General features: G+C 38.2%; 25 protein-coding genes. 14 read left to right on the plus strand and 11 right to left on the minus strand.

Annotated features, from left to right (window positions below; translation table 11 throughout):
• Positions 1-21 precede the first annotated feature (21 nt).
• The gene (locus SCI76_RS23455; protein ID WP_048019517.1) at positions 22-729 is read right to left on the minus strand and encodes a M48 family metallopeptidase; all 708 of its coding nucleotides are present in this window, start codon (positions 727-729) and stop codon (positions 22-24) included.
• Between the two features lies 1 nt (position 730).
• Positions 731-1234 carry a DUF1456 family protein gene (locus SCI76_RS23460; RefSeq protein ID WP_048019518.1) on the minus strand — a complete coding sequence of 168 codons (504 nt, stop codon included), beginning with the start codon at positions 1232-1234 and terminating at the stop codon, positions 731-733.
• 422 nt (positions 1235-1656) lie between these two features.
• Here SCI76_RS23460 and SCI76_RS23465 point away from each other — a divergent pair, with 422 nt between their 5' ends.
• From SCI76_RS23465 to SCI76_RS23475, 3 genes are all read left to right on the plus strand, one after another.
• Positions 1657-2187 (plus strand): ECF transporter S component, encoded by a 531-nt coding sequence (locus tag SCI76_RS23465; RefSeq protein WP_048019649.1) that lies wholly within the window; start codon positions 1657-1659, stop codon positions 2185-2187.
• Between the two features lie 89 nt (positions 2188-2276).
• Complete coding sequence (locus SCI76_RS23470) at positions 2277-2468, plus strand: hypothetical protein (RefSeq protein ID WP_013058089.1); 192 nt, start codon at positions 2277-2279, stop codon at positions 2466-2468.
• Positions 2469-2675: 207 nt separating this feature from the next.
• Positions 2676-3572, plus strand: coding sequence for an alpha/beta fold hydrolase (locus SCI76_RS23475; protein ID WP_048019519.1), 897 nt, complete (start codon positions 2676-2678; stop codon positions 3570-3572).
• Between the two features lie 220 nt (positions 3573-3792).
• On the opposite strand, the gene SCI76_RS23480 is transcribed toward SCI76_RS23475, so the two are convergent.
• Entirely contained in the window at positions 3793-4359 is a 567-nt protein-coding gene (locus SCI76_RS23480) for a CBO0543 family protein (RefSeq protein WP_048019520.1), read from the minus strand.
• 292 nt (positions 4360-4651) lie between these two features.
• Between SCI76_RS23480 and SCI76_RS23485 the strand changes: the two genes are divergently transcribed.
• The 4 genes from SCI76_RS23485 (at position 4652) to SCI76_RS23500 (ending at position 7312) form a co-directional block, all read left to right on the plus strand.
• Positions 4652-4825, plus strand: coding sequence for a hypothetical protein (locus SCI76_RS23485; protein WP_168761048.1), 174 nt, complete (start codon positions 4652-4654; stop codon positions 4823-4825).
• A gap of 23 nt (positions 4826-4848) precedes the next feature.
• Positions 4849-5226, plus strand: coding sequence for a hypothetical protein (locus tag SCI76_RS23490; RefSeq protein ID WP_407544496.1), 378 nt, complete (start codon positions 4849-4851; stop codon positions 5224-5226).
• Between the two features lie 273 nt (positions 5227-5499).
• Positions 5500-6123 (plus strand): FMN-binding negative transcriptional regulator, encoded by a 624-nt coding sequence (locus SCI76_RS23495; protein ID WP_048019522.1) that lies wholly within the window; start codon positions 5500-5502, stop codon positions 6121-6123.
• Between the two features lie 211 nt (positions 6124-6334).
• Positions 6335-7312 (plus strand): ring-cleaving dioxygenase, encoded by a 978-nt coding sequence (locus SCI76_RS23500; RefSeq protein WP_048019523.1) that lies wholly within the window; start codon positions 6335-6337, stop codon positions 7310-7312.
• Between the two features lie 57 nt (positions 7313-7369).
• Here the strand turns inward: SCI76_RS23500 and SCI76_RS23505 are convergent, their stop codons facing one another.
• From SCI76_RS23505 to SCI76_RS23520, 4 genes are all read right to left on the minus strand, one after another.
• On the minus strand, positions 7370-7639 hold the full coding sequence (locus SCI76_RS23505; RefSeq protein WP_048019524.1) for a YjcZ family sporulation protein: 270 nt from the start codon (positions 7637-7639) through the stop codon (positions 7370-7372).
• A 232-nt stretch (positions 7640-7871) separates the two neighbouring features.
• Positions 7872-8765: a tyrosinase family protein gene (locus tag SCI76_RS23510; protein WP_407544499.1), complete on the minus strand. Its 894-nt coding sequence runs from the start codon at positions 8763-8765 to the stop codon at positions 7872-7874.
• Positions 8766-9003: 238 nt separating this feature from the next.
• On the minus strand, positions 9004-9516 hold the full coding sequence (locus SCI76_RS23515; RefSeq protein ID WP_221832463.1) for a hypothetical protein: 513 nt from the start codon (positions 9514-9516) through the stop codon (positions 9004-9006).
• Between the two features lie 4 nt (positions 9517-9520).
• On the minus strand, positions 9521-9730 hold the full coding sequence (locus SCI76_RS23520) for a hypothetical protein (RefSeq protein WP_014459119.1): 210 nt from the start codon (positions 9728-9730) through the stop codon (positions 9521-9523).
• A gap of 198 nt (positions 9731-9928) precedes the next feature.
• Between SCI76_RS23520 and SCI76_RS23525 the strand changes: the two genes are divergently transcribed.
• Positions 9929-10468 carry a GNAT family N-acetyltransferase gene (locus SCI76_RS23525; RefSeq protein WP_255901846.1) on the plus strand — a complete coding sequence of 180 codons (540 nt, stop codon included), beginning with the start codon at positions 9929-9931 and terminating at the stop codon, positions 10466-10468.
• A 60-nt stretch (positions 10469-10528) separates the two neighbouring features.
• Here SCI76_RS23525 and SCI76_RS23530 read toward each other — a convergent pair whose 3' ends face one another.
• The 3 genes from SCI76_RS23530 to SCI76_RS23540 all read right to left on the minus strand — a co-directional run bounded on the left by SCI76_RS23530 (position 10529) and on the right by SCI76_RS23540 (position 12634).
• Positions 10529-11164 (minus strand): FMN-dependent NADH-azoreductase, encoded by a 636-nt coding sequence (locus tag SCI76_RS23530; protein WP_048019528.1) that lies wholly within the window; start codon positions 11162-11164, stop codon positions 10529-10531.
• Positions 11165-11650: 486 nt separating this feature from the next.
• A complete protein-coding gene (locus SCI76_RS23535; protein WP_063247438.1) occupies positions 11651-12286 on the minus strand; it encodes an FMN-dependent NADH-azoreductase in 636 nt (211 codons plus the stop codon).
• Between the two features lie 30 nt (positions 12287-12316).
• A complete protein-coding gene (locus SCI76_RS23540; RefSeq protein WP_013058076.1) occupies positions 12317-12634 on the minus strand; it encodes a helix-turn-helix domain-containing protein in 318 nt (105 codons plus the stop codon).
• A 220-nt stretch (positions 12635-12854) separates the two neighbouring features.
• On the opposite strand from SCI76_RS23540, the gene SCI76_RS23545 reads away from it, so the two are divergent.
• The 6 genes from SCI76_RS23545 to SCI76_RS23570 all read left to right on the plus strand — a co-directional run bounded on the left by SCI76_RS23545 (position 12855) and on the right by SCI76_RS23570 (position 18808).
• Positions 12855-13097 carry a spore germination protein gene (locus SCI76_RS23545; RefSeq protein ID WP_013084095.1) on the plus strand — a complete coding sequence of 81 codons (243 nt, stop codon included), beginning with the start codon at positions 12855-12857 and terminating at the stop codon, positions 13095-13097.
• A gap of 214 nt (positions 13098-13311) precedes the next feature.
• Positions 13312-14661, plus strand: coding sequence for a glycosyltransferase family 2 protein (locus tag SCI76_RS23550; protein WP_063247437.1), 1350 nt, complete (start codon positions 13312-13314; stop codon positions 14659-14661).
• Between the two features lie 127 nt (positions 14662-14788).
• Complete coding sequence (locus SCI76_RS23555; RefSeq protein WP_048019531.1) at positions 14789-15409, plus strand: polysaccharide deacetylase family protein; 621 nt, start codon at positions 14789-14791, stop codon at positions 15407-15409.
• Positions 15410-15696: 287 nt separating this feature from the next.
• Positions 15697-16266, plus strand: a complete 570-nt coding sequence (locus SCI76_RS23560; protein ID WP_080754488.1) for a LemA family protein — start codon at positions 15697-15699, stop codon at positions 16264-16266.
• The gene (locus tag SCI76_RS23565) at positions 16266-17039 is read left to right on the plus strand and encodes a YgcG family protein (RefSeq protein WP_048019532.1); all 774 of its coding nucleotides are present in this window, start codon (positions 16266-16268) and stop codon (positions 17037-17039) included. The genes SCI76_RS23560 and SCI76_RS23565 overlap by 1 nt, the downstream gene beginning before the upstream one ends.
• A gap of 398 nt (positions 17040-17437) precedes the next feature.
• Positions 17438-18808 (plus strand): DUF2254 domain-containing protein, encoded by a 1371-nt coding sequence (locus tag SCI76_RS23570; protein ID WP_048019533.1) that lies wholly within the window; start codon positions 17438-17440, stop codon positions 18806-18808.
• Between the two features lie 37 nt (positions 18809-18845).
• Here the strand turns inward: SCI76_RS23570 and SCI76_RS23575 are convergent, their stop codons facing one another.
• On the minus strand, positions 18846-20150 hold the full coding sequence (locus tag SCI76_RS23575; protein WP_407544505.1) for an aldehyde dehydrogenase: 1305 nt from the start codon (positions 20148-20150) through the stop codon (positions 18846-18848).
• Positions 20151-20172: the final 22 nt, after the last annotated feature.

Here is a 20172-nt window from a genome sequence, read left to right on the forward strand (position 1 = left end):
GCTCTTTTTTATTTAGCGGTACTACACCGTCATTTCCCAGCTCGACATTTCCAGCCAGTGCTCTTGTTCACGATAATCGGGCATAATTTTCCCGACAAGACGCCAAAAGGAACGATCATGATTCATGTGAACCATGTGGCACATTTCATGAACGACTACGTAATCAATGACGTGCTGCGGTGCCATTGCCAGCCGCCAGTTGAAGGTTAGCTGACGCTTAGAATCACACGTGCCCCACGCTTTTTTACTATCGGAAATCGAGATGGATCGCGGCTTTGTTTTAAAATGTTTTTGATAGGAGGAGACACTTTTGGTTACGAGCGCTTTACATTGTTGATAGTAAAAACGTTTGAGCGCTTGTTTTATCGCTTCATCGTCGTGCTGATTGACATAAATCTGAAGCGTGTTCGCTTCAAACACTACAGAATCCTTTGTAATGGTCGAATCGTGATGAATCTGTATCGGATAGTTTTTTCCTACATATAAAAAGCTTTCTCCGTGTTCATAGACTTTTTTCTTGGGTCCATGCGTTCTATCTTTCATTTCATTTATTTTTTGCTGAATCAATGCCCAGTTGTTCTCTAATAACATACGTACTTGTTCAGTAGAGGTTCCTTTAGGAGCAAGGACTTCGACCGTTCCGTATCCGTCTACTTTGATTGCAAAAGAACTTCGGTTTTTATATCGTATTTCATAATGGATACTCTGATTTGAAAAAGTGTGTATCATGTTATCCTCTATATTGTACGGTTAAGCCTCTTAGGAATTTTCGAGCAAAATTCTCTTTGCACGGTTTGTAATTTTTATGGCCTTTTTTTCGTAATAAAGCACCTAATTCTGCTTTAGATACACGTATTCCACCGTCGTCAAATACTTCTAACATCTCTTCGCTTGTTAGGGATAAAGCGATTTTCACTTTCTTTAATAAGACATTATACATATTTTGATTGCTCTGAACCGGCGCTGGAGGTGCTTGCCCTGGTTTAGGATCTTGTTGTCCTCTTTTAAAGGTAATAAAACCGTTTAAAAAAGAATCTAACATACTGTTCGTGCACGGTATATGATCGTCCTCATGAACTGCATCCTCGTCTTCTTCATCCGGTGTTCTCGTAAGGATTTTTAATACGTCTTCTTTGGTTACATCTTCTCCGCCAAGATTAAAGATCTCTACCATTTCTGTATTTTTTAAATCCAAGGCATATCGTAATCTAATTAAAATATCGTTATTATCCATTCTTGCTCCTCCTATAACTTGCTTGCTGTATGTAAAAATTATGACTGCCACAATCTGAACGGACTTGGTCAATATCAGTACAATTATAGTAACAGGTTCCGCTGGAATTCTAAGTTATTCCATTCATTTCTACAAACATATAACTTCTCATATTTATCAGCCTTCGTCAACTCTTGAAAAAGAACGATTTGCTCATATTATGTCCGAACAGACACTTTGCCATAACAAAAATTAGGCGCCGCAGTCTGCTAAAAGAAGCAGAGTCAGCTTTATTTTTTAAAGAAGGGATAGGGCAATTTTTGAATTTGGAGGATTCTTGTGTGCTGCTAGAATGATATACCTTACTAAATAAATAGTTTTACATATTTATTAAGTGTCCAATTAGGAGTATGATAGTAGTAAAAAAAGAAAGAGGTCAACAGATGAATTCAACATACTCACCAAGAGAATCCACAAAAATTAAAGCTTTATCCATGCATGCGCTTTTTATCGCACTGACGTTTGTAGCGACAATGTTTATCAACATCAAGCTTCCTATTATGGGTAACGGAGGCCTCATCCATTTAGGCAACGTTCCTCTTTTTATAGCGGCCTTTATTTACGGTAAAAAAACAGGAGCCATCGCCGGCGCTTTTGGAATGGGGTTATTCGATCTGATCTCCGGCTGGACAGCATGGGCGCCGTTTACGTTTATTATTGTAGGGGCCATGGGCTTTTTAGCAGGTCTTATCTCTGAAAAAGCACCTGGTAAAAGAGCACTTGTCAACACACTGGCAGTTGTTGCTGCGCTGATTGTAAAAGTCGTCGGCTACTATTTTGCTGAAGTGATTCTTTATGGTAACTGGATCGTTCCGCTTGGCTCTGTACCAGGAAATGTGATGCAAGTTGTGATAGCCGGTATCATCGTTGTTCCGCTTGTAGCGCGCTTAAAGAATAGAGCGGTACAAATTTAATCGCTCAATCGTAACTTGTTTTACCATTATCCTATCCTTAAGTGATATACTTGATGAAGGTTTATCAAGTGAAAGGAGCGGAAAACACCATGAAATATTTAAAATCACAGATGAAGCAGCTCATTAAAGACAATCAGGAACTGCAAGGTAAGCTGAACGGTTTGATGAAAGAGCACAGTCTAGAAAAAAACTTTGCTCTTAAAGCTTTATACCATGCAGAAGTGGCTGAAGGCGGGAAATATCAGCTTGCCTATCAAGCATTAGACGCCCCGAAAAAGTAATGGCCTTGTTGCTCATTCGTATATTTCTTCATTATAAAAAGGCAGCCAAATCGCGTATTTGGCTGTCTTTTTTAGCAAATAGAATGACATAGAATTGTTTTGGCTTTTGCACAACTTCTTTCTAACTGCTTAAATCTTGATAAATAGGGTATTGAAAAATAAATGCTAGCGATCGTTCTAATTATATAAGAAAAGAGGAAAATAGCGATGACCGTATGTGCTTTAGGACAAGCAAAAGTAGAATTATCAAATGGAGAAACAGTAAATTACCGAATGAAAAAAGGCGGAAAAGAGGTGCTTTTGTTAATTCACGGAAACATGAATTCTTCCCTTAACTGGGATGTGTTAATGAACGAACTTCCAGAACATATCACAGCTTATGCCATCGACCTAAGAGGGTTTGGAGACTCCACTTACCATACACCTATCCACACAATCAAAGACTTATCAGATGATGTCAAACTGTTTGCGGATGCTTTAAAGTTGTCTGCTTTTACAATAAGCGGGTGGTCATTAGGAGGAGCAGTTGCTATGCAATATGTGATTGATCATCCGAATGATGCCAAGAATTTAATTCTATTAAGCTCCGTCAACATCAAAGGCTATCCCATTCCAAGAAGAACGTTCCTAGAACTGCCTATTCCTAACAACTTTATACAAACCAAAGAAGAAGTAAAAGAAGCATTTAGAATGGTAGAAAACGCGAAAGAAACAAAAAACACATGGTTTTTAAAAATGATGCTGCGTCAATTTTTATATACAAAAAATAAGCCGTCTGCTGATCAATTTGAAAAGTATTTAGAAGGAACGATCAAGCAGCGCAACTTAATTGATATCAATTACGCACTCATGAGATTTAATATTTCAAACGACTTTAATGGTGTTGTTCAAGGGACAGGAGAGGTGGAAAAAATCACGATTCCTACTATGGTTATTCAAGGAGATGAAGATAAGATGGTTTCAACAAGAGATGCATCTGACATCGCGAAAGGCATAGGGGAAAATGCAACGTTAAAAATTATGAAAGGTGTAGGCCACTGCCCGCTGTTAGATGATTTAAGCAGTTTAATGGACTTATACAACGCTAATTTAAGTAAAGCTTAGGAAAAGCGAGATTTTCTTTCCTAACAAAAGTTTTATTATTGCTAGATGCAACATGTTCTAAATTCACACAATCAAAATGGGCTGTCTGCAAAAGAGATACTATGAGATGAAAAAAGCGTGCTATCTTTTGAGGAAGCAGACAGCGAGCAAATAAAGCCACTACAAAAAACGTAAGGTCTTTTTAAAGAAGCTTACGTTTTTTTACATGCACGCAACATATTCAATTCTGTTTTTCAAAATAAAGAAAAAGATTGGTAATCCATTTTGATAGCACTATCACACCAAGATAAAATACAAATAAATGACGGTAAGTAGCCCATTCATGCAGCTGGAAAAAGCCAATCCCTGTTAATAACGGTTTGAAAATAAAAGCAAAAAATAAGCAAAGAATCGTTGCGTATAAATAGTAATTTTTATGATGGTTAATTGTCCATTGGTAAAGCAGCATAAAAGAGACAGGAATAAGCGAAGCATCTAGGCTAAAGCTTACGGGTATGATTGTGTTGATTTGGTAAGGATACGTCCACAGCCCGTTATAAACTCCGGCTGTATCACTATAGTGAAACCAAACGTGCACGTTAAATCCATAAAACCCTAAATGAAAGGCTTTTTTTCGATCAATTAAAAAGAAGAGAATGACTAAAGGCAAAATAAAAGCACTCAAGGTCACCCAAAACTGCCAAGAGCCTGGAGTGGAGTATTGCTGCCAGTATTCAGCCCACGTTTTGGCTAGATTTTCTTGTATGCTATGTATTTTTTTTAGATATTCCTGTTGGTTTGGTGTCAATGTAATCCATCCTTTTTAAGTAAGCAAAATTTCGTTACTTTTAAAATGCCCTTTTCTTAAGGTTTGGATACCTTTCCCTGTTGAGTTGTTTGTATTTTTCTGCACGCAAAACAATGTATGTATTCGGTGTAATCTGCATGTTTACGTCGATTTTGCTGCTCGGAGAGGCCGTTTATCAGCTCATCATTTAAAAAGCAGTTACAGCGACTGTTTTTTCCATTTTTATGAAACTTTTAGCGAGGTTTTTACGTATAAAAGGTATCAATAAAATAGTAGAAAAAGGAGTGGCTGTTTGTCTGAAGAAAAGAAAAAGGCAAATTATCTAGGAATGGGATTAGGTCTGGGCGTTGTGATGGGGGCTTCTCTTGGAATGTTGAAGGATAATATGGGGTTTGGTATTGCGATTGGGACCTCATTAGGGGTTGTTTTTGGAACGACGATGAATCAAAGAAACAATAAGGAATAGATTTCTGAAGAAAGGAGTAGAGAATGAAATATTTTGACGAAGCAAAAGAACTATGGGTAAACTATGTCCCGAGAAATGGGCAGTCGGATATTGTAGAAGGAGAGGTCCTCCGAGCCATTGAAAAGCTTCGCTGTGAAGCTCAAGGAAACGGAAATGCCAATTGGGACAGCGGGTTTGAGATGCTGGTGCTATATATACTAGACGTATTAAATGACCCGGACGTATTCAGCGCAGCTATGCTAGCCGAAATAAAAGCCGATGTTCACACCTTGCTTACTTCAGCAGAAGATCCGTATTTAGAAGACGACGTATACGATCGCTTGACGGATTGCGTCATTGTGTGGCATGTAGCCAAAGGCGGACCTATCAAACGAGAAAAAAATCCTCAATTGTATAGATAAGCGAGAAAAAGGAGCTGTTTTAAACGGGCTCTTCTTTTTTTGATCCCCAACGCTTTGCTTAACCAACAACTATCTAATTGCATCATGTGCTAAATAAATACATATTAAAAATCAGCGGTTTACATCACAGCAGTGTAGCATAAGCTTCTTAAAAAATCGATTCATAAACGATTAAATGTTTGCTGACCTCCATAAAAAGTTTATAACTGACGCTGTTGCAAACGCCTGTATTATTATATTCTTTACTACATAAAAGATAAAGGAGAAGCGCCGATGTATATTCCAAAGTATTTTAAAGTAAATGATGAACAAATCATGTATGATTTTATTGAAGACAATGGATTTGCCACTTTGTTTTCATATCATAATGAAAAGCCTTATGCTACTCATTTGCCTCTGATGTTAGATCCGAAAGAAAAAGCTTTATACGGGCATTTCGCTCGTCCGAATCAGCAGTGGAAAGATGCTGAAAATCAAGAAATTTTGATTGTGTTTCAAGGGCCTCACTGCTATATTTCACCGTCTTGGTATGAAACGAATCAAGCTGTGCCGACATGGAATTACGAAGCTGTTCACGTGTATGGCACGATGAAAATGATTGAAGAACCTAAAGAGCTGCTTGGACTGCTGAGCAAGATGGTAGCGAAGTATGAAAGCCCGAGCAGTACATATACACTAAATGACGTTGACCCTGCTTATATGAATGGTTTAAGCAAAGGAATCGTTGGATTTAAGATCGATATTATTAAAATGGAAGGCAAGCAAAAGATAAGTCAAAATCATTCAGCAGAGAGACAGCAGTTAGTCATAGAAAAATTAGAGCAGACGTCTCGTGAAAATGAAACAAAAATTGCGGAGCTGATGAAGCAAAATGTGCAGCGCGTGCTTAAGAAGTAACCGCTGTTGGAAAAGATCAGCAGTTTGTTAAAGGGAAGATAAAGAGAAACTAACTATGTGTTTAGTTTCTTTTTTATGTTCACAACATTTTCTTGTTATTGACAAACAGGCTGTATATCCTTTAAAATTATCTTTAATTAAAGATAATTAAATTAAAGATAATTTTAAAGGAAGTTAGAAAATTTATACATTATGAAAAGAGGCGGAGCAGATGGAATTGTTAGGGTTGCATCACGTATCTATTTTGACAGGGAAAGCTGAGAAAAACTATCAGTTTTTCACTAAAGTTTTAGGCATGCGATTAGTAAAAAAAACGGTGAATCAAGATAACACTCAGTCTTACCACTTATTTTATGCAGATGGAGAAGGGACCCCAGGAACGGAAGTAACGTTTTTTGATATTCCAGGGCTTGCAAGAACGCATGAAGGTGCATCTGATATTTCGACTGTGTCGCTTCGCGTTAAAAGTACGGATTCTCTACACTTTTGGAAAGAACGCTTCGAGCAGCACGGAGTGGAATATGAAGAAATAGCTAAACGAGCTAATCGTGATACATTAGCATTTAAAGATTATGAAGGTACACGTTTGCTTCTTGTTGCGGACAACGGTGAAAAAGGGGTAAGAGCAGGCGTGCCGTGGAAGCGCGAAGACATTCCGTTAGAACATGCCATTATCGGCTTAGGACCGGTCACGCTAACGGTGGGCACGGCAGAACCAACAGTCGATGTTCTGACAAACATTATGGGATTTCGCTATGTGGGTTCTTATCCATCTTTTGCAGAAAATCAAAAGGATATTTTGGTTTATGCAACGGGTGAAGGCGGAAGCGGAGCCGAAGTTCATATTGAAACGAGACCCGATTTGCCGAAAGTTCGCTTAGGGCGCGGTGGCGTTCATCACGTTGCCTTCCGTGTTCCAAATGAAGAAGAATACAATAAGTGGGCAACTCGACTAAATGAAAACAGTCTGCCGAATTCCGGTAAAGTAGAACGATACTATTTCAAAGCACTTTATTTCAGAGAACCAAACGGCATTTTATTTGAATTATCAACGGACACACCTGGATTTGCGACCGATGAACCGCTTGAAACGATGGGTCAAACACTAGCGCTGCCCCCATTTTTAGAGCCGAAGCGCAAAGAAATTGAAGCGAAGCTGAGACCGCTAGATTTGGATGAAACGCTATAAGGTTTGTGGCTATTGAGACATGAAAAAACTCCAGTATTTATACTGGAGTTTTTTAGGTTAACACTCATCTTGCCAGAAACCGCAACCACATGCACCAATAATAATGAGTAAAATAAACAGTACGATGATAATGGCAAAACCATTACATCCATGATGAGGAACGCCATATCCACATTCAGGAACCATATATCCATAGTCCGGCATTGTGTATCCGCAGTGTGGAATCATATGGTCATAAGCAGGAGCAGTATAGGCGTGGTGAGCCATAGCAGGTGAGAACGGCATATTTTCATTAGAACTAAAAGGTGCGTTTACGTTATTGTGCATTTTAATATCTTCCCTTCATTTATAAAACTTTTATAAAGCTTTGATAACTTATTCATATGTTCGAAGGTCCTCATATGAAGCTTATTCACAGCCCAATTATGGTTGATTAACTATATTTTATGGTGAATGGAAATGTAGCAGTTAGTTTTACAATGCTTGTGGCCTTATAAGTTATGTCAGAAGGGAAGGGGGTTACCTGTTCTAAATTGTATAACGCTGTTTCTAGAACTGGTTATGAGGAACGTTTTGATTTTCTTAATTCTATATCGTATACGTACCCAAGCTTTCGATGGTTCATAACGTCTTCAGGGGTTGTATTCCAAGGATACATCGGATCTCTAAAGTTTTGACCAAATGGCCCGTTTTTCATCGGCAGATAGTTTTGATTGCGATGAACCATTTGCCATACAGCCCAAATACGATCCACATTTGCGTGGTGTAAAAAGAAGACAGGATCATTCGGAGCAGTAGGGACAACGCCCATCTGTCCGCCAACCCAACGGTGTACACGATTATGAAGCTGTGGCCCGTTAATAAATCCTTCAAGCTGATTACGAAAGCTGTTTTGGCTGGTCATATCCCAAGGCGGCGTATCATATTGAGTTATTTTTAAAGCTTTGAGAACATCATCTCGAGTAGGGAGTGTAGGCGCCTCTTTCGTTGCTCCAAAATTACGTTTTAACCCTCCGGAAGGATTTCCTTGTTCATCGATCGTCGTCCAGCGCCCAGCTGCAAATGGCCCGGTATCGACGATAAAATCCTTTTTGGGATTTCCATTTCCGCCCATAAAACCTGCGCTCCAAATTGGTGATTGTGATGGATCCTGCAGCTGTGCATCCGTTTCCCATTCCCAATAAGGAAGGGTTACTTCTGGATTGATCGACTGGAGGTCACGTTCGAATTGCAAAAGGTATTCACGATGCCACGGCAAAAAAGCAGAACTCATATGTGCTGCATTTCGATCGCTGCCCGGAGGCGTATGAAATTTACCTGCTGCACCATGCCAGGCTACATAGCGGTCATATATTCCTTTTTCCTTTAGTATTAGCACGGCACGAATAAAATCTCTTTTTTCGGTGTCTGTAAGATGTAATACGTTTTTTCTGACTTTATATTTGTTACTCATTTTTAAACCTCTTTCTTAAAAAAGAAGCAAAGGGCTGTTTCTTTTTTATACTTAGAATATGTCCAAGAGGTAAAAGTGCTACTGTCATATCTCTAAAATTTCACAGCCTAAATTTGGATTTTTTACATATCAAATAGACTTTAAATCAATTATTAACTTTTTAGAGCTGTAGATAATGAGAAGAGGTACAATGAAAAAAGCAGGCGTGAGCCTGCTTTTTTCATTGTATATATTAGTGTTAATGACCTATTGGATACATGGTCGTTACACTATAGTCGTAGTCCTTGCCTCTGTAGTCGGTATACACAACTCTAACTTCTTGGTTTAAAGAACTAATATATTTTTCTTTAACGTAATTGCCAGATTTATTATTGGTGCCGTCTTCACCTTCGTTAATGACTTCTTCGGCAATAGACATGGCTTGGTTTTCATTTAAATACTTGCTAAATTGGCTTTTACCATGGTAATTGTCCGCTCCTGGTTTTTGCATATGCGCGACAATGTGGCAATATCCGTATTTATCATTTCCTTCTTGTAAGACAAGCTCTTTGCCGGTAAATAACCTGTCGCTTTGAGTCTCTGCAGAGCATTCGTTGCTTGATGTAGTGTCCGATGTACTGCTGGATGTGCTGCTTGAATTTTCATGCTGCTGAATGAGGGAAATAGGTGAATTGTTGGTAAATACAGCGATGAGAGCAATCACAAGTGCTACAATGGTGTATAGTATTTTGCTGTTTTTAAAAAAATCCATTCCTTTATGCGTCTCCTTTTTGAATCAACGTTAAAATCAAATCAACTTTCTTTTCTAGCTGATCGATTAAGTTTTGTTTTACTTGTTCTGATTGTAATAAAGCGCTTCTTAGCTCGTCCATATCTTTTTGCATATACGCACGGTTTTCTTTTTCTTGCTGCAGCTCTTTTTGAAGAGCGTGTATCGTGGACAGCAATTCTTTATCTTGGTTCATTTCTGCGTTCACCGCCTCTGTATTGATAAAAAGCAACGTATGCCCACTATATAAAATACCACTATCTCTGCTGTAAATCGACTATTTGGATAGGAAATGGGCCCTCCCGGGTGAGGTTTTAGCAGGATATTGCTAGTTGAGAGGAGAATAGTATGGTTTACCGTAGATAGATAAGCTGCACAGAAAAGAGGGAAGAAAATGTTTCCGGAATTAGAGACAAAACGGCTGATATTAAGAAAAATTGTAGAAAATGATGCGGGTGAGATTTTAGAATGCTTTTCTGATGAAGACGTGCTGCGCTATTACGGGCAAAAATCTTTAGAATCGATTGACCAAGTGAAAGGGATCATTGAGAATTTTTCCAAAGGCTACGAAGAAAAGCAGTTGATTAAATGGGGGATTCAGCTAAAAGGAAACGAAAAGCTGATTGGCACAATAGGGTTTCAAGAGTGGTCTTCAGAGCATAAAAAAGCAAATATAAGCTATGCTCTTTTTCCTGAGCACTGGAACAAAGGATACGCAACGGAAGCCGTTCATGAAGCGATTTCTTATGGCTTCCACAAACTTCAATACAATCGCATAGGAGCGATTGTATTTACGCAAAATAGCGGATCTATCGCTTTGTTAAGCACAGTAGGATTTAAAAAAGAAGGGACGTTAAGAGAGTACCTATATCAAAACAATATCCCGTTTGATACATATGTTTATTCGCTGCTGCGCGGGGAAGCAAAGATATAATTGTAAGCACAAAAAAAGGAACATGGGGAGATGTTCCTTTTTTTGTGCCTATATTTGCTATTAGAACGTACGTGCAGCTTCTTTAGCGCGAGCAATACCGTCTTCTTTAATTTCTTGTGCTTTATCTGGCATTGCAGCCTGTCCTTCTACAAATAGGCTTCCGATAGAAGGAACCCCGAAGAAGTTCATCATAATGCGCATATAGCGGTGACCCATTTCTAGTTCACCAGCAGGGCCGCGAGAGTAGATACCGCCGTTTGCTTGAATATGGAATGCTTTTTTATCTGTTAATAGACCTACAGAACCTTCTGCAGTGTATTTAAATGATTTTCCAGCTACTGCTACAGCATCTAAGTATGCTTTCATCACTGGAGGGAATGAAAAGTTCCACATTGGTGTAACAAATACATATTTGTCTGCTTGAGCAAATTGGTCACTTAACTCGTTTAAGCGAGCAACTTTGCGCTGTTCTTCAGAAGTAAGTGTATCAAATTCTGCGCCGCTTCCAAGTTTGCCCCATCCGCTGAATACATCGCCGTCGATGTGAGGGATATGCTCTTGATATAAGTTAACGTGAACAATCTCATCCGTTGGGTTTACTTCTTTATACTCATTAATAAATGCATCTCCCGCAGCCATACTGAATGATTGCGTAGCATCGTTAGGGTTTGCTGTAATATATAATACTTTTGCCATAATTCTTTTCACCTTTCTGTTTTCAATATATAAATGTTGTTTTATGAATTAAAGATAATGTGTTCGAAAACATCTACTACGTTATTAATAGTAACTTAAGTAACGAATTTAGTCAAAGGTTTTTTATTTGGTTTTATCATGTTCACAAACATTTTTAAGAGTATTACGCTTTTGGGTTTTATGGCTGAATCCTTTAAGAGTAAGGGATTTTTTTCAGTTTGAAAGGTAAATTTAAACGTTATTTATTTAGAGGAACTATCTTTTTCGAACGTAGATAATTAAAAAAAGAAAAAGAAAAATTATGTATTTTTGTTTCATACGTTATTAATAGTAACAAAAACTAACAGCGTTTCATCTTTTCTTTAAACCTATTTTCAGCGTAAAACGAGCAGGAAGGTGATCATTATTTCAAGGGAAATATAAGGGAGGGGAGAGTAAAGAAAAAGACCTCGATCTGCTTCGAAGTCTTTTTGATTCTTATTGCATTTAAAATGTTTTGGCCATTGAATGCGCTTTTTGAAGTGCTTTTTCTTTAATTTGCGGAATTTGATCCGGAAATTTTACCTGCCCTTCAATAATGATGCTTTCGAACGCTTCAATACCAAAGAAGTCCATCATGATTTCTAAATAGCGGTGGCCCATTTCTCTTGCCATTTCAGGGCCTTCTGAATACACGTCTCCGCGGGACTGAATGTGAAGTGCTTTTTTTCCTTTAAGCAATCCTTGAGCGCCTTCTTTTGTATATGTAAAGGTTTTACCTGACACGGTAATCGCATCAATGTACGTTTTCATGATCGCAGGAACGGAAAAATTCCACATTGGCGTGACAAAAATATATTTGTCAGCGAGTACGAACTGTCCGCCTAGTTCGGCTAACCGTCCCACTTTTAATCGTTCATCCGTTGATAAATCCTGGATGGAGGAGTGAGAACGAAGCTTTTTCCATCCGTTAAATACGTCTGCATCTAAGTATGGAATATCTGCTTGATATAAATCTAAATGAACCACATCATCTTCTGGATGGGTTTGCTTATACACGTCAATAAATTCTTTCCCTACAGCCATGCTAAGCGATTCGTCTTCAGCTAAAGGGTGTGCAGTAATATAGAGAACATTTGCCATGATGCTCATCCTTTCTATGGAGTAGTTTTATTAATCTTGGACCCAGCTTTCTGCCCACTGGCTAATTGGTCCTAGTATTTTACCTAACTCTGTTCCTTTTTGAGTCAGCGAATATTCAGAACGAATAGGGCGGTCGGGAATGACATTTCGGACAACGATTCCGTGGTCTTCAAGCTCTTTAATCCGTTCTGTCAACAGCCTTCTGCTTAAAGCTGGTATACTTTCATTTAATTCACTAAAGCGTTTAGGACCGCTCATAAGCACATAGATGATTAATCCTGTCCACTTCTTGCCAATCAGTTCGAAACTTTTTTCTACTTTAGGTTGAATATCTTTTGGTTCGTCCATATTACGTATCCTCCTTCAAACAATATGGATGAAAAATAACTTATGCATTTATTGTAACAGAAAAAGCGTAAAAACATGTGGAAACTTTGGGTGAAGCAGGGTGAAATGAATAAATTCACTAATGTTTGTACCTTGCCTTTTGTTTTATAAAAACTTTTCACACATAGGCTTGTCACAACATACGATGTACGAATTCATTTTAAGAAAAGGTGGTATGGTCATGGCAGGAGTTATTAACATCTGTAACACGAGAATTAATGGTATGGCAAGAAACGGATCGATGAATTTTGGAGAAGTTCTTCACAACGGACACACAGCGGATGTTAAATCTGTTGGAATCAACTCAACCTATGGAGACATTTCAGCTGCTTGTGCGCGAATGAAAAATACAAATATGGATGCAGATATATTTGATCAAACGGCTGTTGCGAATATTGATGGGGTATATGGAAATCAGCTATAAAAGAGAGCTGCTTATAACACATGAAGTTATAAGCAGCTTTTTTATGCTGAGAAGTAGAACACTTATTTATGATAAAAGAATGTGTTTCTAATTCAATAGAATGATCTACTAAAGTTCGTGAATCTATTATATACGCCTTTTCTAAAAAAATTTATATATTGTACAAGCACCCCGTCATTTATTGAATAGTATATAGAGGAAAAACAAAGAAAGGATGATTAAAATAGAATTATATGATTCCTATTACAACCGTTCCGATGGAAAATACTATATTAAAAAGAAAAAAAAGAGTCCAAATCCCTTAAAAGAGACCAAAAATAAAATAAATAAAGCAGACCATTCATTATATAGTATGAGTATAAAAAATAATCATAAACAACCTATTAAAGTGAGTATTATTATGCCTACTTATAATAAATACCACCAAACCTCTCTTTCGCTTTACGGTTTATCTAAACAAACGTTTCCCCACGCTCAGTATGAAGTCATTCTAGTGGATGACGCTTCTTCTGACAACACACCTAACATTTTAAAAGAAGCTGATGTCCCGTTCAAATTTAAGTATATCCGCATGAAACAAAATAAAGGGCGCTCATCTGTGCGCAATATAGGAATTAACCATGCTGAAGGAGATCTTTTAATCTTTTTAGATGGGGAGATGCTAGCTCCTCCTGCTTTTATTGAAAATCACTATAAACATCATGTGCATGAATCCGATCTTGTGGTTACTGGAGCTATGCATTATGAAGGAGTCTACACGTTTATTATGCCAGACTATAATGAAGATCAAATGGCGCACTTAAAAGAACTGGTCGGCGGGGATCCTGAGTATAGAAGATTGTATGAAAACTATGAACAGACGAAGTGGCATTCAAACGTTCCTTATCCTCTTGTAACAAAAGAAGACATTGATACAAACCGTTTTCAACGTTTATCATTTCCTAATCGCTATTTCCTTAACAGCGGGCTAAAACATTTCGGAGAGCGACTTGAGGGATTTACGCTACCTTATATTGCATTTTTAAGTGGAAACGTATCAGTGAGAAAAGGGAACTTAAAAAAATCTGGTCTTTTTGATGAAACGTTTGTTGGCTACGGGGCAGAAGACTGGGAGCTTGGATATCGATTGTATAAAAATGGTGCACAATTTGTTTTAGATCCTTCAACAGTTGCTTATCATCAGGAACATGGGATATCGAAGCGAAAAGTGAAAGAGCAATGGGGCAATCACTATCGTTTTGTGAAAAAACATCCGAATATAGACGTTCTTATTCTATCTCTCGAATGGAAAGAGCTTCCGTTTATGCATATGCATAAAACATTAGTTGAATATAAAGCGCTGGAGCAGCGTTTTCCTGATGAATATAAGGAATTTAAACATGCTTTTCGCGTCATGCTGTATAGAATCATTGAATATTTAAATAGTGGACAGCCCGTGACGAAACTTTACGATCTCCCAGGAGGATCAGAGGAAAGAATAAAAATTATTCAGCAGTTCGAAACACTGCGCCCTCGTGGATTTGAGTACTTGGCGAGTTCTTTTGAACAAATCTATTACCTATAGCACTATTATATGAAGAAAAAGATATAATATCATCTCTTAAAAATTATCTCGTCGTAAAAGCCCCTCAGCTTACACCCACAAATTGAGGGGTTTATTTCTATATCTATTTTATATAAGGGGAGAAAACATGAATCAAAATTCACCAAAGTATGTTGCGTTAACGTTTGATGATGGCCCCTCAGCTTACACGGCTGCCATTTTAAAAATTCTAAAAAGATATAATGTACGTGCGACCTTTTTTGTCGTTGGTTCGGAAGTAGAAAGATTTTCAAAGCTGATCCAACGTATTCATAGAGACAAGCACGTAATTGGAAATCATACGTGGAGTCATCCTGATATTACAACTCTTTCTAAGTATGAATTGTGGAAAGAAATCACTTCTACAAATGCTCAAATAGAGAAAATCATCGGTTATTCTCCCAAGCTGTTTCGTCCACCTTACAGTTTGATAAATGATACAGCTCTTGCTGCTATTAAAGAATTGGGAATGACGTCTGTTCTATGGAATATAGATAGCCAGGATTGGCGTGAAGAAGATCCACTGGCCATATGCAAACATACGATTAAAAATCTACAAGAAAAGAATCTTATCGTCATGCACGACGGAGATCGATATGGCAGCGGAGCGCGGGACCATATTGTTGCTTCATTGCCAAAACTCATTAAGTATTTAATAAAGAACGACTATCAATTTGTAACGGTTCCTGAATTTCACAGAGTCGCATACAAGATTGAAGGTTGGTCTTAAGTAGAAAAAGGAATGGTTCTTAGTCATTCCTTTTTTAGATGTATGAAATAAGATAAAATGGATAAGGATTACATGTATTAGGTTATAGAAAGACTAGATAGAGAAACGTGTTTGAGAAATGAGGAGTTTGCGGTGAGAGTAGTATAAAAGTATTTCAACTTATAGAGAGAGTGATCGTTAAAACATGTGGTCATCATAAATAAAATTGGAAAAAAATGAATCTTTTTAGAGTATGATTCGTACTAGTAAATAGATACATAATTTTTATGAAGAAAAGAGGTAATACATTGAGAAACAAAGGTTTGATCGCTACGATTGTTGTGTTAGTGCTTATTGTAATTTACGGAATAAGCTCTTACAATGGCCTCGTTAGCGCAGAGGAAGATGTAGATAATAAATTTTCCCAAGTGGATAACCAACTAAAAAGACGATCTGATTTAATTCCTAACTTAGTGGAAACGGTAAAAGGCTACGCTAAGCATGAACAGGAAGCAATTGATTCAGTCACTCAGGCAAGAGCGCAGCTAGCGGGAGCGAAAACGCCTGAAGATAAAGCTGATGCAGATCAGCAATTAAGCGGCGCGTTAAATCGCCTGCTTGTAGTGGTTGAAAAGTATCCGGATTTAAAAGCAAATGAAAACTTCAGAAGCTTGATGGATAGCTTAGAAGGAACGGAAAATCGACTCGCTGTAGCGCGTAAAGACTATAATGATGAAGTTGCAAAATATAATAAATCCGTTAAGGGATTTCCTAAAAACATGTTTGCGCGCACGTTTGGGTTTGATGAAAAATCATATTTTGAAGTAACAAATGAAGAAAAACAAGCGCCGAAAGTTGATTTCGGGAGCGATAAGTGATGAAATTTCTTGCTTCGTTTGCTTTATTATTATCTCTTTTATGTAATACGGTAAGCGTTGCTTTTGCTGCACCTGATATCCCAAATCCGGTAGGCGATATTTACGTTCAAGATTTTGCTCATCTGTTAAATGACCAGGAAAAAGCGGATATCAATCAAATGGGCAGAAAGTTAGATGATGAAACGAAAGCTCAAGTAGCGATTCTTACGGTGAATTCATTAGGTGATTCGGATGTAGAAGAGTACGCAAATGAAGCGTTTCGAAAGTACAAACTCGGTGATAAAAAGCTGAACAATGGCGTTCTTATTTTGCTCGCTAAAAAAGAACAAAAAATCCGAATCGAAGTAGGGTATGGGTTAGAAGGAGCTATCACCGATATCAAATCTGGAGAAATCATTGACTCTTATGCTATTCCTAACTTAAAAAACGGCAAATACGATACGGCGCTAGAAACTACATATAAAGCTGTTTATAACCAAGTCGTAAAAGAGTATGATTTAGGAAAAGATTTTGAACAAAAAGTGCCAAAAGCATCCGCTTCTTCTGATAGCGGTGTTCATTTCACAACCCTTCAAACGCTGCTGATTGCAGCTGTTATTGTGGGCTTGCTTATCCTTGACTTTGTCTTTTTTAAAGGAGCCATCACTCAATTTCTGCTAAACTTCCTTGTCATGTTTGGAGGAAGAGGCGGCGGAGGTGGCGGCAGTGGAAGCGGTCCTCGCGGAGGGGGAGGCGGCAGCTCCGGAGGCGGCGGAGCGAGCCGAGGCTGGTAAAAAGATAAGAGTTAAAAGAGGCTGAGATAAAATTAGGTTAGTTGAAAGAAAATCCGAACGTGATGGATTCTTGATTGAGAATTCAACGCGTTCGGATTTTTTGTTTGTATGGTGAACCTAGCTTTCATATCTTCATTCAGTTACTTCTAGCAGTTGATTGGAGGGCAAGACGAAGACTCCTGGGGGGAAAGGCTCACCGGCCGCGTCATGAGCGGTTCAGCTCATGTATTCTATTTGTACTCATTTAGATGAAATAATTAGGGGTATCTCAACCTCTTTTTTGCTTTGTGTGCCTATATCTTAAAAAATAGATTTTTTCTATTGTATAAGCATAATCAAAAAAAATTAGGGAACTAAGAAAAAAGTTAGAGATTTACAAATAAAAAGGAAGGTTTTATATGAATACATTTAGATGGATAGCGGCAAGGAAACAGCTTTCTCCTCGCGCGTTTAAAGATGAGTTAACTAGTCAAATCTGGTTTAGTCCCTTAATTTATGCTTTCTTTTCTGTTCTTTTAGCTGCACTGACGCTGTTTCTTGACTATTATTGCAAAGTAGGAGAGAAGGTCCCTTCATTTTTTTCAATCAACATGGATTTAACGAATACGTTAGTGAGTACGATTATGCCCGGGATTTTATCGATCACCACATTTACCTTTAACTTAATGCTTGTTGTGTTTACATCATTTGCAGCTCAGTTTTCTCCTCGCGTGTTAAAAAACTTTGCTTCTTCTAAGTCTACTCAGCGAATTTTAGGTATTTTTATAGGGAGTTTTTTGTATACACTTTTTGTCTTTCTTTTTTTAAACAGCTCTCAAGTAGACGGATATTTTGCGATTCCGTTTGTGACGACAGCCCTTTCTGTTTTTAGTGCGGGCACGTTTGTCTACTTCATTAATCATTCTGTTAAGTGGCTGCAAGTAAATCATATGACTCAATCGATGAAAACAGCGTCCATAAAAGCGATTAAGACAACGATTCGCGAGGAACTGGAGATTCATCGAACGCAGTCTAGTCATAGCGAACAATTTTCCTTTCCACAAGGAGAGAAAAAGCCGGTATGTATTCAAACATCTGGCTATATTCAAACGTTGAACTACAGCCAATTGATTCACTGTGCCAAAGAGCATAATTTAGTGATAAAAATGGAGCGTGAAGTAGGGGATTATGTGCTCAGCGGAACCGTATTGTTTTATTATTGGCATAGAGATTCGACGGAGCACGATGAAATGGATTGCACCGTTTTTCACCAATATATCCATGTAGGGAAATCCCAGACTGATATTCAAGACACGACGTATATTATTACCAAGTTTGTCGAGATGGCAATTAAATCACTAGGAAATGATGACTTCAAAACGGCGGTTAACTCCATTCACCAAATTAGCGATATTCTTCGGGAAATTTGTGCCGCGAGTCAATTTTCTTCTTACTTAGTTGATGATAAAGGCGTGATACGAATGGTGATCCCTGACAAAAAGTTTGAGGACTTTTTATATGATGGATTTGCTAATATCCGGCACTATGCGAGACGGAATATTATCATTACGATGGAGCTGCTCAAAACGCTTGGAAATCTCGCTGAGGCCATTGGGCCAGCTTATTATGACGACATCTGGGAGTTTGCCGTATACATTTCTAAAGGCTTTGAAGAAGAGTATTTATTTGTTCAAGATAAAAAATATTTTTTACATATTCTTTGCGATTTAGCGGTTTCCACAAAAAAAGAAGAGCAGTATGAACAAATCGCCAAACAAATGAAAGAATAAAAAAAGCCGAAGTCAGACGCTGACTTCGGCTTTTTCTTTATTTATTTGAACGTTTTAAGATGCTTTTAGCATGTGAAAATGTATCAAAGCTTGCTTTTCCGTGATACGCACCCATTCCGCTGTCACCAACGCCGCCAAATGGAAGGTAGTGAGATGTCATGTGATTAATTGTATCGTTAATAGAACCGCCGCCAAATGACACGCTGTTTAAGATGTGATCTTGGACTGCTTCATCTTCAGAGAAAAGATAAAGTGCCAATGGTTTTGGACGTTTTACGATTGCTTGGATTACTTCTGAGATTTCATCGTATACGATGATTGGAAGAATTGGTCCAAAGATTTCATCTTGCATCACACTGTCTTCCCATGAGATGTTGTCAAGAACAGTTGGTTCAATAAACAGACGAGAACGGTCCGTTTTGCCTCCAAAAACGATATCTCCGTTTGTTAAGAAGCTGTTAAGACGATCAAAATGCTTTTCGCTCACTACGTGAGGGAAGTCTAGATTTTGTGAAACATCTTCGCCGTACGTGTTTGTTACGACTTGTTTTAGGTTAGCTAGCAGCTCGTCTTTTACATTTCGCTGAACAAGAATGTAGTCTGGCGCTACGCACGTTTGGCCAGCATTTGCAAATTTACCGCGCGCAATACGTTTAGCTGCTTCTTCAATATTAGCATCTTCGTGTACAATTGTAGGACTTTTTCCGCCTAGTTCTAGCGTAACAGGCGTTAAATGTTTAGCTGCAGCTTCTGCTACAATTTTGCCGACCATTGTACTTCCTGTAAAGAAGATGTAATCAAAGTTTTCTTTTAGTAAAGCCGTGCTTGTTTCCACTTCACCTTCGACTACAGTCAAGTATTCTTCAGGAAAGTTTTCATTAAACATCTTAGCAAGAAGGCTTGACGTATGAGGTGTTAATTCAGAAGGCTTTAACACCACGCAGTTACCTGCAGCAATCGCGCCTACTACTGGTGATACAGCAAGTTGGAACGGATAGTTCCAAGGTGCAATCACTAGAGCTAAACCGTATGGATCTTGATAAATGTAGCTTTTTGCTCCAGCGTGAGTAGATGGTGTTTCTACTTCTTTTGGCGATGCCCATTCTGCAAGATTCTCAACTGCAAAGTCGATTTCGCTTAGTACAAGACCAACTTCTGCACGTTTTGCTTCCATTTCTGGTTTGTTAAGATCAGCTTTTACTGCTTTTAAAATGTCGTCTTCATGTCGGACAACAAGTTCTCTCAATTTCTTTAGCGTTTCGATACGGAATGCAACGTCTTTTGTTTTACCGCTATTAAAGAATGAAAGCTGTTTTTTTGTAAGTTCTTGATAGTTATTCATCAGAAAGTCTCCTTTTACTTCA

The sequence above is a fragment of the Priestia sp. HNGD-A6 genome, from assembly GCF_045784335.1.
Classification (GTDB): Bacteria; Bacillota; Bacilli; order Bacillales; family Bacillaceae_H; genus Priestia; species Priestia zanthoxyli.

What these genes read in the sequence shown, in the direction of transcription:
- SCI76_RS23510 (WP_407544499.1), bottom strand. Translation starts at nt 8,765, where the DNA reads ATGAGTAACAAATATAAAGTCAGAAAAAACGTATTACATCTTACAGAC.
- SCI76_RS23460 (WP_048019518.1), bottom strand. Translation starts at nt 1,234, where the DNA reads ATGGATAATAACGATATTTTAATTAGATTACGATATGCCTTGGATTTA.
- SCI76_RS23470 (WP_013058089.1), top strand. Translation starts at nt 2,277, where the DNA reads ATGAAATATTTAAAATCACAGATGAAGCAGCTCATTAAAGACAATCAG.
- SCI76_RS23505 (WP_048019524.1), bottom strand. Translation starts at nt 7,639, where the DNA reads ATGCACAATAACGTAAACGCACCTTTTAGTTCTAATGAAAATATGCCG.
- SCI76_RS23520 (WP_014459119.1), bottom strand. Translation starts at nt 9,730, where the DNA reads ATGAACCAAGATAAAGAATTGCTGTCCACGATACACGCTCTTCAAAAA.
- SCI76_RS23555 (WP_048019531.1), top strand. Translation starts at nt 14,789, where the DNA reads ATGAATCAAAATTCACCAAAGTATGTTGCGTTAACGTTTGATGATGGC.
- SCI76_RS23455 (WP_048019517.1), bottom strand. Translation starts at nt 729, where the DNA reads ATGATACACACTTTTTCAAATCAGAGTATCCATTATGAAATACGATAT.
- SCI76_RS23530 (WP_048019528.1), bottom strand. Translation starts at nt 11,164, where the DNA reads ATGGCAAAAGTATTATATATTACAGCAAACCCTAACGATGCTACGCAA.
- SCI76_RS23495 (WP_048019522.1), top strand. Translation starts at nt 5,500, where the DNA reads ATGTATATTCCAAAGTATTTTAAAGTAAATGATGAACAAATCATGTAT.
- SCI76_RS23550 (WP_063247437.1), top strand. Translation starts at nt 13,312, where the DNA reads ATGATTAAAATAGAATTATATGATTCCTATTACAACCGTTCCGATGGA.
- SCI76_RS23545 (WP_013084095.1), top strand. Translation starts at nt 12,855, where the DNA reads ATGGCAGGAGTTATTAACATCTGTAACACGAGAATTAATGGTATGGCA.
- SCI76_RS23565 (WP_048019532.1), top strand. Translation starts at nt 16,266, where the DNA reads ATGAAATTTCTTGCTTCGTTTGCTTTATTATTATCTCTTTTATGTAAT.
- SCI76_RS23525 (WP_255901846.1), top strand. Translation starts at nt 9,929, where the DNA reads ATGTTTCCGGAATTAGAGACAAAACGGCTGATATTAAGAAAAATTGTA.
- SCI76_RS23500 (WP_048019523.1), top strand. Translation starts at nt 6,335, where the DNA reads ATGGAATTGTTAGGGTTGCATCACGTATCTATTTTGACAGGGAAAGCT.
- SCI76_RS23475 (WP_048019519.1), top strand. Translation starts at nt 2,676, where the DNA reads ATGACCGTATGTGCTTTAGGACAAGCAAAAGTAGAATTATCAAATGGA.
- SCI76_RS23540 (WP_013058076.1), bottom strand. Translation starts at nt 12,634, where the DNA reads ATGGACGAACCAAAAGATATTCAACCTAAAGTAGAAAAAAGTTTCGAA.
- SCI76_RS23465 (WP_048019649.1), top strand. Translation starts at nt 1,657, where the DNA reads ATGAATTCAACATACTCACCAAGAGAATCCACAAAAATTAAAGCTTTA.
- SCI76_RS23490 (WP_407544496.1), top strand. Translation starts at nt 4,849, where the DNA reads ATGAAATATTTTGACGAAGCAAAAGAACTATGGGTAAACTATGTCCCG.
- SCI76_RS23535 (WP_063247438.1), bottom strand. Translation starts at nt 12,286, where the DNA reads ATGGCAAATGTTCTCTATATTACTGCACACCCTTTAGCTGAAGACGAA.
- SCI76_RS23570 (WP_048019533.1), top strand. Translation starts at nt 17,438, where the DNA reads ATGAATACATTTAGATGGATAGCGGCAAGGAAACAGCTTTCTCCTCGC.
- SCI76_RS23515 (WP_221832463.1), bottom strand. Translation starts at nt 9,516, where the DNA reads ATGGATTTTTTTAAAAACAGCAAAATACTATACACCATTGTAGCACTT.
- SCI76_RS23575 (WP_407544505.1), bottom strand. Translation starts at nt 20,150, where the DNA reads ATGAATAACTATCAAGAACTTACAAAAAAACAGCTTTCATTCTTTAAT.